This window comes from Streptomyces sp. NPDC090108 (genome assembly GCF_044747185.1).
Taxonomy (GTDB): domain Bacteria; phylum Actinomycetota; class Actinomycetes; order Streptomycetales; family Streptomycetaceae; genus Streptomyces.
Window position 1 is genome coordinate 470,521 of record NZ_JBIVDQ010000002.1, and the last position, 13,355, is coordinate 483,875.

Below are 13,355 nucleotides of genomic sequence, written 5' to 3' on the forward strand. Positions count from 1 at the left end.
GTGCGCGCCGGGGGGAGCGGGCTGTGCGAGGACGTGCTGGACCGGCCGGACGACGCCGCGCGCTGTGCGTCGGCCTGACCACTTTCGGACAGCACCGCGGCGAGCCGCCCGCCGGCACCCCGGCCGGACTGCCCTACGCCGGTGAACGGGTGGAGGGGCTGGAGAAGGTCCTCGTCTCCGGCGGGTACGACTGCACCGTCCTGGACGGGCAGGCGCTGCCGACCGCCGAGGCACTGGGAGACGCCGTCCGCGCGGTGCTGAGCGAGGGCACGACCGGCGACGTACAGGTCGTCCACGTGCTCAGCCACGGGCATCTGGCACCCGGCGGCGTGTACGTCGTGGGCGCCGACGGCCTGTACGCGCCCGGCACGAAGGTGCAGGAATGGGTCGCGCACATCGAGGACTTCGCGGAACTGCCCCGCGCGCACACCCTGTTCCTGGTCGACACCTGCCACGCCGGGCAGGCGGCCAGGCTGAACTGGCTCCCGGCGGCGGGAGCGGCGACCCGCGCCTGGGTGATAGCGGCCACGCCCGCGCACGGTCTCGCCTACAACGGCTGGTTCACGCAGGCGGTCACCAACGTCCTGACCCGGCTGCACGCCGGCGAGATCGACTTCTACCCGGGCGAGTACGTCCCGTTCGGGCACGTGGTGGAACACATCCGGCGCGAGGTGGCCGTGCTCGGCGGCGACCGGCAGGCCGTGTGCAGCACGCCCGTGGACGGACAGCCCGACCCGCCGCCGTTCTTCCCCAACCCCCGCCCGGCCGAAGCCGGTTCGCTCAGCGCCCTGCGGGAGGAACTGGACGCGGCGGCCGAGCCGCTGCTCGACCTCGACGCCGCCCTGGACGCCGCGCACTTCCTCGACCGCGCGGCCGGACACCGCCCGGAGCCGGGCACCGGCCGCGTCGGCTGCTTCGTCGGACGCGAGCGCGAACTCCAGGGGCTGGCCGACTGGCTGACCCCGGCCGGCGAAGGCGGCCTGCGACTGGTCACCGGCGGTGCCGGGTCCGGGAAGTCGGCCGTGCTCGGCATCCTGATGTGCGCCGTCCACCCCCGGCTGCGCGAGGCCACCCGGCACCTCTGGGAGGCCGCGTCGGCGTCGATGCCGCGCTGGAACGGCGCACTGGCTGCCGTTCATCTGCGCGAGCAGGACCTCGCCGGCGTCACGGCGGCCCTGGTGCGCCAGCTCGGCCTGGACCTGGACCCGTCCCGGGCGACGCCCGCCGAAGTGGTGGCGCTGACCGGCCGCTTCGCGTGCCCGCCCCTGCTCGTCCTGGACGCCCTCGACGAGGCGGTGGACCAGGAACGCATCCAGGAGGAACTGCTGCTGCCGCTCGCCGGGGCGGCGCGGTCCGACGGCACGCCGGCGTGCCGCCTGGTGATCGGCACCCGGCCCTGGGAACAGTTCCAGCCGCTGCTCGCCCTCGCTCAGGAGCGGGGTGGCCTCGTGGACCTGGACACCGTGCCCGCCGACCGGCTCCGCGGTGAGCTGGGCCGCTACGTCGCGGACCTGTTGAGTCTCGCCCCCGCCTTCGAGTCCGGCCGGATGCTGCCGGCCCGGCGGGCCCTCGCCCATGGAGTCGCCCGGACGCTGACCGAGGGCGGAGGGCAGCGGGGCGGCGAGTTCCTGTCGGCTGCCCTGTTCACCAACTGGGTCGTGCGCGGACACCCGGACGGCCTCGCCCCGGCCGAGGCCGCGCGGCTCGCCCTCCAGGTGCCGCGCGGGGTGCCGGACGTCCTCGAACTCGATCTGAGGGGGCGTACCGGACAGCGCCGGCTGCGACCGGTGCTGACAGCGCTCGCCCACGCGTGCGGCGCCGGCATGCCCGCCACCGTCGTCAGACGGGTGGCCGTCGCCGCGGCCGGCGCGCGCGAGCCCGGCGCCCCGTCGGAAGACGGGCTCTCGGCGGCGGAGTTCGAGGACGTCCTGCGTCAGGTCCGCTTCTACCTGCGCTCGTCCCCCGACACGGACGGCACGACCCTCTACCGGCTGTTCCACCAGAGCCTCGTGGACCACCTGCGGCAGGACCGGGTGGACCTGGACCTGTTCCACGACCGGCTGACGGCGCCCGCCCCACCCGACGCCACGGGCGCCCGGCGATGGGACGCCGCCGAGCCGTACGTCGTCCGGCACGCCGCGCAGCACGCGGCCGAGGCGGGCAGGCTGGACGAACTGCTGCATGTGGCACCCCATGTCGTCCGGTCCCTGTTCAACACGGTGACCGGTCCCCGGGGGCGGCTGGCCGCCGCCGTGTACCGGCTGAGCGCGGACCGGCCCCCCACACCGCCCGATCCGGTGACCGCACGCCGTGACCTCCAGGCGCTCGACGCCGCCCGCTTCGGCGCCCGGGGCCTGCTGGAACGGCTCACGGCACGGGCGCCCTCGGGCCACTGGCTGCCGCGCTGGGCGACGGGCGGTCAGCTCCCGTCCGCGCAGCGCGCCGTTCTGCTCGGCCACACGGACACCGTGCGCGCGGTGGCGTGCGCCCAGGTGCGCGGCGGTCCGGTCGCCGTCAGCGCCGGCGACGACATGACGTTACGGGTGTGGGATCTCGTGACCTGCGCCGCGGTGCGCGCCCCGCTGACCGGGCACGACGCGCAGGTCTCGGCCGTCGCCTGCGGGGAGTGGGCCGGCCGGCCCGTCGCGGTCTCGGGGGACACCGGCGGCGGCATACGGCTCTGGGACCTGGACGGCGGGAGCTCGCACGCGTTCGCCTCGCTGTCCGCCTCCGTCACGAGCCTCGCCTTCGGTGTCGTGCGGGGGCGCACGGTGGTGATCGCTGGCGGCACGACCGACGCGATACTCGTCCACGACATCGAGGACGGCAGCCTGGTGCGGCGGCTCGCCTTGGGCGAGGGCGCTTCGGTGGGCGCCCTGGCGTACGAGGAGCGCGACGGTCTCCTGGTGGCCTGTCTGCAGCGGCACGACCACCACTACCGGCTGGTCGCGTGGGACTGCGCCGGCTGGGACGTCGTGACCGACGCGGACCTCTCGCCGCTGTCCTGGGGCACCGCCCTCGCCTGCACGGCGCTGAACGGCCGTACCGCATGCGTCACCGGGCACTTCCGCGGCCAGGTGCAGCGCTGGCAGCTCGCGGGCGGAGCACGCGTGGGCGACCCCCTCTCCGGTCATGAGGACGTCGTGTACGGGCTGGCGGTCACGGCGTCGGGCGGCCGGACCCTCGCCGTGACCGCCGGGAACGACGCCACGGTGCGGACCTGGGACCTCGAACGGGGCGAGCGGGCCGCGGAGACCCTGCTCGGACACCAGGGGCCGGTGAACACGGTCGCCTGCACGGCGGTGGAAGGGCGTCCCGTCGCGGTGACCGGCGGCAGCGACGGCACGGTACGCCTGTGGGACCTCGCCGGCGACGACCGGCTCGGAGATCCTCTCCCCGGCCACCGGGACGTCGTGAACGGTCTCGCCTGCGCCGTCCTGGACGGCCGCGACATCGCGGTCACGGTGAGCAGCGACGGCACGGCGGCGGTGTGGGACGTGGAACTGGGCCTGCCCGTGCGGCGGCTGGAGTGTTCCACCGGCTGGCTCCACGACGTGGCCTGCACCGTCCTGGAGGGCCGGGTGCTCGCGGTGACCGTGGGCCGGGACGGCTCCGTGCGGGTCCTGGAGCTCGGCAGCGGACAGCAGGTCCGCGCCCCGTACACCGCGCACGGCTGCGCGGTGGCGGCGGTCGCCTGCACCCGTGTCGACGGCAGCGCGACAGCGGTCACCGCCGGTTTCGACGGCACCGTGCGGATGTGGCCGGTCCTGGACCGGCGCCGCGGGCGGGACGTCGTCCTGCGCGGGCACGAGTCAGCGGTCACGGCGGTCGACTGCGCCGCCCTGGGCCGCAGGCCCGTCGCCGTGACGGGGGGCCACGACGGCACCGTGCGCGTCTGGGACCTGCGCGAGGGCAGGCAGTCCGGCCGGCCCCTCGACCGGCACCGGGGTCCGGTGAGCGCGGTCGCCTGCGGGCTGCTGGACGGCCGCCCGGTCGCGGTGACCGGCGGCCACGACCGGACGGTGCGGATCTGGGACCTGGCCACCCGTCAGGCGCTCGGCGGACCGTTGTGGGGGCACCGCGGCACCGTCACCTCGGTCGCGTGCACGACGGCCGGCGGCCGCCTCGCGGTCGTCACCGGGAGCGCCGACCGGACCGTCCGCACCTGGGACGCGGCCACGGGCGCGCAGACGGCGGTCAGTCCGATGCCGTACCCCGTGAACGCCGTGGCGGTCACGCACGGCGGGGACCTGGTGGCCGGTTCCGGCTGGGAGACGGTCTGTCTGGGGCGGGGCGGCGGTCGCACGGAGAAGGAGGCCCGGTGAACGACGACGGAACGGGGACGGGACCCTCACGGGTGCTCGGTGTGCACGGGATCGGCAACCTCCAGCCCGGACTCGACGGCCCGGCGGCCGCCGCGCGCCTGGCCGGCTGGTGGTCCGGGGCGCTCGCCGCCCGTCTCCCCGGAGCCCCGCCCGCGGTGGAGATGGCGTACTACGCGCACCACCTCCGGAGCGTGGAGGAGATGCCGCAGGGCGCGGACGGGCTGGACGCCCTGCCCGGACACGGCCGGCGGGACGCACTGCGCTGGGGGGAACTGCTCGGTGCCGGGGACTACATCGCACAGGGCAGGCTGACCGCACCACTGCGCGCGCTGGTGAGCTGGGTGGCCGGTGCGTACGGCCTCGACCACCGGCTCGCCGGCCTGTTCGTCGCGGCCTTCTTCACCGAGGTCGGCACCTACTTCACCCAGCCGGAGCGGCGTACCGCGGCCGTCGGCGAGGTGGCCCGGGCACTGCGGCGGACCCGGCCGCGGGTCGTGATCGCGCACTCGCTGGGGTCCGTGGTCACCTACGACGCGCTGTGGACGCACGCGCATCCCGACGTGGAACTCCTGCTGACCGTCGGCTCGCCCCTGGCGATGCCGGACATCGTGTACGACCGGCTGCTCCCGCACCCCGGGCCGAGGCGGCTGCCGCCGGGAGTGCGGAGGTGGGTCAACGTGAGCGATCCCGGGGACATCGTGGCCGTTCCGCCGCGCGGGGTGTCCGCCAGGTTCGAGCAGGTCACGGCCGACCTCAGCGACTCCATCGGGGTGTTCGACTTCCACCGCGCGACGAAGTACCTGGGGTGCGCGGCGGTCGCGGGCGTGCTGGCCGCGTATCTGTGACGGACCGTGTCCGCACGCTCGTCCCGGCCCCTTCCCCGTCCCGGCCCCTTCCCCGTCCCGGCCCCTTCCCCGGCCCGGGGAGGCGGGACCCGGGGAAGGCCGGGGCCTGCGTGGGGACGCCGGTCCGGTGGGGCGCCGCGCACCGACGGCACAGGCGGCCCCGCCGGCCACCCGGTGACAGGAGACGGTCAGCGCTGCAGCAGCATGTGCTGGAGTTCGCGGGCCGCTCTCGGCGGTGCCACGTCGCTGCGGTGGGCGAGACCGATGGTCCGGTGCAGGCCCGGCCGGGTCAGCGGGGTCACCCGCAGCCGGCGCCCCGAGCCGGTGGCGACCATGCGCGGCACGACGGCGACCCCGAGCCCCGCCCGCACGAACCCCAGCACCGCGTCCATCTCCCCGCCCTCCACCGCGAAGTCCGGCTCGAACCCGGCGTTGCGGCACGCGGCCACGGTCAGCTCCCGCAGGTCGTAGCCGTGCCGGAACATCACCATCCGCTCGCCCTCCAGATCGGCGATGCCGACCGTTCTCCCGCCCCGCCCGGGCGCCGGGACGTCCGGTGAGGACACCACCACCAGATCCTCCCGGAGCAGTTCCACCGTGGTCAGCGCGGGTGCCCCCGGCGGCAGCGGCAGCACGAGCAGCGCCAGGTCCAGGGCGCCCCGGGCCAGCTCGCGCACCAGGTCGTGCGAGCCGCTCTCCTCGATCATCAGCTGGATCCCCGGGTACCGGTCGTGGAAGGCCCGCAGCACGTCCGGCAGCAGGCCCGTGCACAGGCTCGGCGTCGCCCCCAGCCGGACCCGGCCGCGCCGCAGCTGCGCCAGCTCCTGCACCTCGTGCCGGGCGGTGTCGGCGTCGGCCAGGATGCGCCGGGCCAGCGGCAGCAGCGCCTCGCCCGCGTCGGTGAGGGTGATGTTGCCCCGAGCGCGCAGGAACAGATCGGCGCCCAGCTCCCGCTCAAGGGCCCTGATCTGCTGCGACAGCGAGGGCTGGGCGACATGGACGAGCTCGGCGGCCCGGGTGAAGTGCCGGGTCTCCGCCACGGCCACGAAGTACTGGAGCTGCTGGAACTGCACGTCTCCAGCATAGTCCTGGCCTATGGAAACGAGCCGCACCATGTCTTGGACCGATGAGGGCCCGGGGTTCTAGCGTCGAGCCATGGCTCTGGCAACGCGGACGGACCGACGGCCGTCGATGGCGCGCACGATGTGGGACAGCTCCGTCGGCAAGAAGACGGTGATGGCCGTCAGCGGTCTGGTCATGCTGCTCTACCTGGTCGCGCACATGATCGGGAACCTGAAGATCTACTTCGGGGCGGGCGAGTTCAACCACTACGCCCACTGGCTGCGCACCGTCGGCGAACCCTTCATGCACTACGAGTGGACCCTCTGGATCATCCGGGTCGTCCTCGTCGCCGCCGTGATCGCCCACGCCACCTGCGCCTACCAGCTCAGCCGCCGCGACATCCGGGCCCGCCCCGTCAAGTACGTGCACAGCAAGGCCCGCGCGTCCTACGCCACGCGCACCATGCGCTGGGGCGGGATCATCCTCGGCCTCTTCATCGTCTGGCACCTCCTGGACCTCACCACCGGCACCGTGCACTCCGGCGGCTTCCAGGAGGGCCACCCCTACCAGAACGTCGTGGACACCTTCTCCACCTGGTACGGCGACGTCATCTACATCGTCGCGATGCTCGCGCTCGGCCTGCACATCCGGCACGGCTTCTGGAGCGCCGCCCAGACCCTCGGCGCCGGCAGCCGCGCCCGCGACCGCGCCCTCAAGACCGTCGCGAACGTCCTCGCACTACTGCTCACGGCCGGTTTCATCGCCGTACCCGTGGGCGTCATGACCGGAGTGGTGAGCTGACCATGAACGCCTCCCCGTACGCCGACAGCACGACGTACACCGACTACACGACCGGCGCACCGGTCACCGACACCAAGGCCCCCGCCGGCCCCGTCCACGAACGCTGGGACAAGCGCCGCTTCGAGGCGAAGCTGGTCAACCCCGCCAACCGCCGCAAGCACACCGTCATCGTGGTCGGCACCGGCCTCGCCGGCGGCTCCGCGGGCGCCACGCTCGCCGAACAGGGCTACCACGTCGTCCAGTTCTGCTACCAGGACTCCCCGCGCCGCGCCCACTCCATCGCCGCGCAGGGAGGCATCAACGCGGCGAAGAACTACCGCAACGACGGCGACTCCGTCCACCGGCTGTTCTACGACACCGTCAAGGGCGGCGACTTCCGCGCCCGCGAGTCCAACGTGCACCGGCTCGCCCAGGTCTCCGTCGAGATCATCGACCAGTGCGTGGCCCAGGGCGTGCCGTTCGCCCGCGAGTACGGCGGCCTGCTCGACACCCGCTCCTTCGGCGGCGTCCAGGTCTCCCGCACCTTCTACGCCCGCGGCCAGACCGGCCAGCAGCTCCTGCTCGGCGCCTACCAGGCGCTGTCGCGGCAGATCGCCGCCGGGAACGTGGAGATGCACCCGCGCACCGAGATGCTCGACCTGATCGTCGTCGACGGCAGGGCGCGCGGCATCGTCGCCCGGGACCTGATCACCGGGAGGATCGACACCTACTTCGCGGACGCCGTCGTCCTCGCCTCCGGCGGCTACGGCAACGTCTTCTACCTGTCGACCAACGCCATGAACTCCAACGCGACCGCCGTCTGGCGCGCGCACCGGCGCGGCGCCTACTTCGCCAACCCCTGCTTCACCCAGATCCACCCCACCTGCATCCCGCGCACCGGCGACCACCAGTCCAAGCTGACCCTGATGAGCGAGTCGCTGCGCAACGACGGCCGCATCTGGGTGCCGAAGGCCAAGGGCGACGACCGGCCGCCGCACCGGATCCCCGAGGACGAGCGCGACTACTACCTGGAGCGGATCTACCCCTCCTTCGGCAACCTGGTCCCCCGGGACATCGCCTCCCGTGCCGCCAAGAACGTCTGCGACGAGGGCAGGGGAGTGGGCCCCGGCGGGCAGGGCGTCTACCTGGACTTCGCCGACGCCATCGCACGCATGGGCCGCAAGGCCGTCGAGGCCAAGTACGGCAACCTCTTCGACATGTACCAGCGGATCACCGACGAGGATCCGTACGAGGTGCCGATGCGCATCTACCCGGCCGTGCACTACACGATGGGCGGACTGTGGGTCGACTACGACCTCCAGACCACCGTCCCCGGCCTGTTCGCGATCGGCGAGGCCAACTTCTCCGACCACGGCGCCAACCGGCTCGGAGCCTCCGCGCTGATGCAGGGCCTCGCCGACGGCTACTTCGTCCTGCCGGCCACCATCAACGACTACCTGGCGCGCAACCCGCACCAGGAGCCGGTGACCGGCGCACACCCCGCCGTCCAGGAGGTGCTGGCGGAGACCGAGGACCGGATCAACCTGCTCCTCGCCGTCGACGGCGACCGCACCCCCGACTCCTTCCACCGCGAACTCGGCGAACTGATGTGGGAGTTCTGCGGCATGGCCCGCACGGAGGAGGGACTGCGCAAGGCGCTGGAGCGCATCCCGCAGATCCGCGAGGAGTTCTGGCGCCGCATCAAGGTCCCCGGCACCGGTGAGGAGTTCAACCAGTCGCTGGAGAAGGCCAACCGCGTCGTCGACTACCTCGAACTCGCCGAGCTGATGTGCCTCGACGCGCTGCACCGCGCCGAGTCCTGCGGCGGCCACTTCCGCGAGGAGTCCCAGACGCCGGACGGCGAGGCGGCCCGCAGGGACGAGGAGTTCTCCTACGCCGCCGCCTGGGAGTTCACCGGCACCGGTGAGGCCCCCGCCCTGCACAAGGAAGACCTGGTCTTCGAGTACGTCCACCCCACCCAGCGGAGCTACGCATGAAGCTCACCCTGCGCGTCTGGCGGCAGAAGAACGCCGACGCCGAAGGCGCCATGTCCACCTACGAGGTGGACGGCATCTCGCCCGACATGTCCTTCCTGGAGATGCTGGACGTCCTCAACGAGCGGCTCATCCTCGGGGGCGAGGAGCCCGTCGCCTTCGACCACGACTGCCGCGAGGGCATCTGCGGCGCGTGCAGCCTCGTCATCAACGGCGACGCGCACGGCCCGGAGCGCACCACGACCTGCCAGCTGCACATGCGGTCCTTCCGGGACGGCGACACGATCGACATCGAGCCGTGGCGAGCCGCGGCCTTCCCGGTCATCAAGGACCTCGTCGTCGACCGGTCCGCCTTCGACCGGATCATCCAGGCCGGCGGCTACGTCACCGCCCCCACCGGCTCCGCCCCCGAGGCCCACGCCACCGCCGTGCCCAAGGCCGACGCCGACCACGCCTTCGAGCACGCCGAGTGCATCGGCTGCGGAGCCTGCGTCGCCGCCTGCCCCAACGGCGCGGCGATGCTCTTCACCTCCGCCAAGGTCAACCACCTGGGCGTCCTGCCCCAGGGCGCGCCCGAACGCGAGAGCCGCGTGCTGGACATGGTGGCCCAGATGGACACCGAGGGCTTCGGCGGCTGCACCCTGACCGGTGAGTGCGCCACCGCCTGCCCGAAGGGCATCCCGCTGATGTCGATCACCAGCATGAACCGGGAGTGGCTGCGGGCGAACCGCGCGTCGCGCAAGCGGTAGAGACGTTCGCCGGCGGATCGGCGGACGGGCGGGGCCGGGGATGGTGCTCATCCCGGCCCCGTCTGGCTTTTACGGGCGCCGCCGCCCCGGCAACACGAACGCCGTTCGGCGACCCCGCCCGCGCTCCCGCCCGTGCGCTCCTGCCCGCGCGCTCCCGCCCGTGCGCCGGGCGGGCCGCGCGTCCCGCCCGTGTCACGGCGTCTCCGCCTCCGTGCCCAGGTCCGTCCCCGTCCGCTCCGTCCCCTCCGCATCCGCCCGCGCCTTCGGCGGCAGTGGGCCCACGGCCAGAGCCCCGAGCTGCAGGAAGGCGCCCATGGTGGCCGCGCGGAGGTCCTTGAGCCGCCAGTGCGGGGAGCGGAGCGCGGCGTCGAAGGGCACGTGCACGATCCGGCCGGGCATGCGCGTGGCGAAGTCCCCGGGCAGCCGCCCCCGGGAGCCGTCGGTCCGCGTCGCCACGACCACCGCGCCGTCCGCCAGGGCGTGACGTCCCGCCTCCCGCAGCTGACCGAGGGTGCGCACCACCGCGCTTCGCGACACCTCGCTCGTACCGCAGCAGACGATCAGCAGGTCCGTGTGGTCCAGGACCACGTCCAGCGGCCGGTCCACGCTGACCGGCGCCCAGTCCGTGAGGACGAAGGCGTAGTAGGGCGCCGTGTGGGACAGCACCCGCGTGTACTCCTGCGCGTGCGCGGAGTTCGGCCCGAAGTGCCCCGCCGGATGGGCCGCCACCTCGAGCCCCGAGTCGAGCCGCGTGGTGCGGGCACTGACCTCCTCGTACGACGGACCGAGCGGCAGGGCGGCCAGGTCGCGCGGCACGGCACGGCTGCGGCCGTGCGGCAGGAACACGTGCAGCGCCCCCTCGGTCGCCGCCCCGTCCAGGGCCAGCACGGGCTCGTCCCGCGCCGTGGCCAGCAGCGAGCCCAGCACCATCGTCGCGGTCGCCCGGCCGCTGTAGTGCTCGGCGGCGAGCAGGGTCAGCCGCCTGCCGTGGGTGAGCGGGGCGCGCAGCCGCGCCAGCCGCTCCTGGGCGCGCGAGCGGGCCGGACCGAAGCGGGGCAGCGGGATCCGCTCCCCGGTGCGCCCTGCCTCGGTCCGCGGAGGCGGCGGGACGAGCGGCCCCGGAGCGGGTGCCCTCACGGCCGGAGGGGCGGTCGGCTGCTCCGGTCCGCCCTGCCGCATGCGGGTCTGGGCGATGTACCGCGCGAGGACGTCGGCCAGCTCGCTCGCCGTCGGACACCGCGCCGGGTCGTCGTCGAGACACCGCTCGACCAGGCCGCGCAGCTGGTCCCAGCCCTCCCCCTGCCACAGGTGCATGCCCTCGGGCAGGTTCGGGACGTCCACCCCCGCCTTGCTGCTGATCAGCCTGAGCATCACGCCCAGGGAGCGCATGCTGCCGGCGACGTCCGGCGCGGGACCGGTGCCCGCGTACTCGCCGTCCACGGCGTAGTCGGACAGGTCGGCGAGCACCACGGTGCGCCGCAGGACGAACACGTTGTCCATCCCGAAGTCTGCGGGCACCAGCCCGCTGGCGTGGCACAGGGAGAGCGCGTTCGCCAGATGCCAGGAGACGAGGAGACCCCGGACCAGGTCGAAGGGGGCCGTGCCGCGTTCGAGCGCGCCGGCGAACACCTCGGCGAGCCGGGGCGGCTGGGCGTCCGGCGCGTCCGCGTCCTGCACCGGGGTCATCGCGAGCCAGGGCGGCGACTCGTCGAGCCCGGTGGCCAGCAGCGCGGGCGCGTACTGCCCCTGCAGCCGGGCCAGCGCCTCCGCCTCCACCGCGATCAGCCGGGCGTTGGCGGCCGGCAGATCGGGCCGCGGCACGCGCAGCACCGCCTCGGTGCCGTGCTGGTCGACCCCCCGGTAGACCACCGTACGGCGGCCGCGGCGCCGGCCGCGCAACCGGTAGCCGCCGAGCCGCCGGGGGTCGGCGGCGGTCAGCGGCTCCCAGTCGTCCGCCGGAGCCGCTCCTTGCGCGTCCGCCGGGCCGGCCGGGCCGGCAGGGGAGACCGGGGTCCGGTCGAACGACACCCCGAAGCGGGTGAGCAGCCGCTTCTCCACGCTGGTGAACGGATGCTGGGATCCTGGCAGCCGGTCCGGGCCGTCCGGGTGGGCCAGCCACGCGGGGAAGTCCGGCGAGTTTCCCGCGAGTTCCTCCAGATGGCGCCCGATGCGGGCGCTGGTACGCAGGAGTTCGTCCTGCGGCACCGCGTCGAGGAGCACGGTCTTGGCCGACTCGGAGAAGTCGAACACCCGGTGCTTGGCGGGCAGCGGACCCGGCACCGGCGCCGGATGCGGGTGCACCAGACCGCCCAGGAACACCTCGGCGAGGTGCGAGGTGGTCGCCGGCCAGGGCACCGCGGACTGCACCAGCCGCATCACCGGCACGGAGAGCGGGGAGACCGCCGCGAGATGCGCGGCGAGCCGGTACGCCTCCGGGGTTGCCGCGTCCCGGAAGTGCTGGGCGCTGGTCAGGTCCCGGGCCGCCGCCACACTGCCGTACCGGTCGGGCAGCGACAGCAGGGGCAGCTCCGCGGTGGTGCCGGGGGAGGAGAGCAGCCGGGCCCAGTCCCGCAGCGACGCGGGCACCGGTTCCAGCACCGGCACCGGCACCCCCTCGAAGGCGGACAGCTCCGCCGGCAGCACCGGATCCCGTATCTCCCACGAGGAGTTGGCGCCCCCGATGCGCCGCGTGGTGACCTCCCAGCGCTCCGCGCCGATGCCGGACGCCTCCCACATGCCGGGCGGCAGCGTCTGGAGCACCGCGACCGGACCGCGCTTCGCCCAGCCCGCCAGCAGCGCGTGCACGGCACCGGACCGCCAGGCGGCGCCCATGCCGTCACTGACGACGAGGACGAGGCCGCGGCCGGAGGGGTCGTTCACGGACCGCAGCGGCAGCGGGGTGCTGTCCGGGCGGAACGGCCGCGCGTGCAGCGCCGGTTCGTGTGCGCGGCGGGTGTCGAGGCCGAGCACCCGGGTCGTGGCGAAGGCGCCCAGACGCTCCAGCAGGGAACGCAGCTCGGCACTGAGCCGGTGCCACAGCAGCATCGACAGCCCGTCGTCGACGAGCAGGGTGAGGTGCAGCCAGCGTTCCCGCACCGGCCGCTCCACCACGTCCGGCAGCCCCGTCTCCGCGACCTGGTCGGCCGTGCGCTCCTCGTCGATCTCCAGCCGGTGCCGGCTGTCCACGCGCAGCCGCAGGGGTTTCAGCGCCCGGCCCGCCTCCAGTTCGTCGGCGAGGGCCTTGTCCTCCGGCACCCGCACCGGCATCGCACGCCGTGCCTCCGGGGCCGGCGGGACGGGGCGCGCCTCGGCGGCCGGCGCCTGCCGTGCCGCCGCGTACAGGTCGGGCGCGGTCAGGTCGGGCAGGTCGGGGTCGTCCGGCTCGGGTGTCCGCGGGCGAGCGGCAGCGCGGCCGGACCCGGGAGCGGGCTCCGGCTCCGGGGGCTCCTCGGGTGCCTCCTGCCGCAGCGGCGCGCCCGCCCCCGCGGGCAGCAGGCGGGCGAGCCACAGCACGTCGAGGAGCTGCCCGGCGTCCAGGTCGTGACCGCAGGCCGACAGGACCCGCAGGGCCTCGGCCAGCCGGTCACCGCCGCCCGCCAT

The 13,355-nt window shown here is 74.4% G+C and carries 7 protein-coding genes; 5 read left to right on the forward strand and 2 right to left on the reverse strand.

The features are described 5' to 3' along the window. Positions 1-23 precede the first annotated feature (23 nt). The gene (locus ACIPRD_RS07295; RefSeq protein ID WP_401560777.1) at positions 24-4,325 is read left to right on the forward strand and encodes an AAA family ATPase; all 4,302 of its coding nucleotides are present in this window, start codon (positions 24-26) and stop codon (positions 4,323-4,325) included. Then, positions 4,322-5,170: a serine peptidase gene (locus ACIPRD_RS07300; RefSeq protein ID WP_401560780.1), complete on the forward strand. Its 849-nt coding sequence runs from the start codon at positions 4,322-4,324 to the stop codon at positions 5,168-5,170. The genes ACIPRD_RS07295 and ACIPRD_RS07300 overlap by 4 nt, the downstream gene beginning before the upstream one ends. Positions 5,171-5,358: 188 nt before the next feature. On the opposite strand, the gene ACIPRD_RS07305 is transcribed toward ACIPRD_RS07300, so the two are convergent. Next, positions 5,359-6,243, reverse strand: a complete 885-nt coding sequence (locus ACIPRD_RS07305) for a LysR family transcriptional regulator (protein ID WP_356407959.1) — start codon at positions 6,241-6,243, stop codon at positions 5,359-5,361. 118 nt (positions 6,244-6,361) lie between these two features. On the opposite strand from ACIPRD_RS07305, the gene ACIPRD_RS07310 reads away from it, so the two are divergent. The 3 genes from ACIPRD_RS07310 to ACIPRD_RS07320 are packed head-to-tail and all read left to right on the forward strand — an operon-like array spanning position 6,362 to position 9,755. Beyond that, the gene (locus tag ACIPRD_RS07310; RefSeq protein WP_356408234.1) at positions 6,362-7,033 is read left to right on the forward strand and encodes a succinate dehydrogenase; all 672 of its coding nucleotides are present in this window, start codon (positions 6,362-6,364) and stop codon (positions 7,031-7,033) included. 2 nt (positions 7,034-7,035) lie between these two features. Beyond that, positions 7,036-9,009: a fumarate reductase/succinate dehydrogenase flavoprotein subunit gene (locus tag ACIPRD_RS07315; protein ID WP_401560783.1), complete on the forward strand. Its 1,974-nt coding sequence runs from the start codon at positions 7,036-7,038 to the stop codon at positions 9,007-9,009. After that, the gene (locus tag ACIPRD_RS07320; protein WP_356407953.1) at positions 9,006-9,755 is read left to right on the forward strand and encodes a succinate dehydrogenase/fumarate reductase iron-sulfur subunit; all 750 of its coding nucleotides are present in this window, start codon (positions 9,006-9,008) and stop codon (positions 9,753-9,755) included. Before ACIPRD_RS07315 ends, ACIPRD_RS07320 begins: the two co-directional genes overlap by 4 nt. Positions 9,756-9,947: 192 nt before the next feature. Here the strand turns inward: ACIPRD_RS07320 and ACIPRD_RS07325 are convergent, their stop codons facing one another. Continuing rightward, a complete protein-coding gene (locus ACIPRD_RS07325; RefSeq protein WP_401560787.1) occupies positions 9,948-13,355 on the reverse strand; it encodes an SAV_2336 N-terminal domain-related protein in 3,408 nt (1,135 codons plus the stop codon).

Bases quoted from the DNA above. Each gene is read 5' to 3' on its own strand.
- ACIPRD_RS07325 (WP_401560787.1), bottom strand. From the start codon at position 13,355: ATGGCGGGCGGCGGTGACCGGCTGGCCGAGGCCCTGCGGGTCCTGTCG.
- ACIPRD_RS07315 (WP_401560783.1), top strand. From the start codon at position 7,036: ATGAACGCCTCCCCGTACGCCGACAGCACGACGTACACCGACTACACG.
- ACIPRD_RS07310 (WP_356408234.1), top strand. From the start codon at position 6,362: ATGGCGCGCACGATGTGGGACAGCTCCGTCGGCAAGAAGACGGTGATG.
- ACIPRD_RS07320 (WP_356407953.1), top strand. From the start codon at position 9,006: ATGAAGCTCACCCTGCGCGTCTGGCGGCAGAAGAACGCCGACGCCGAA.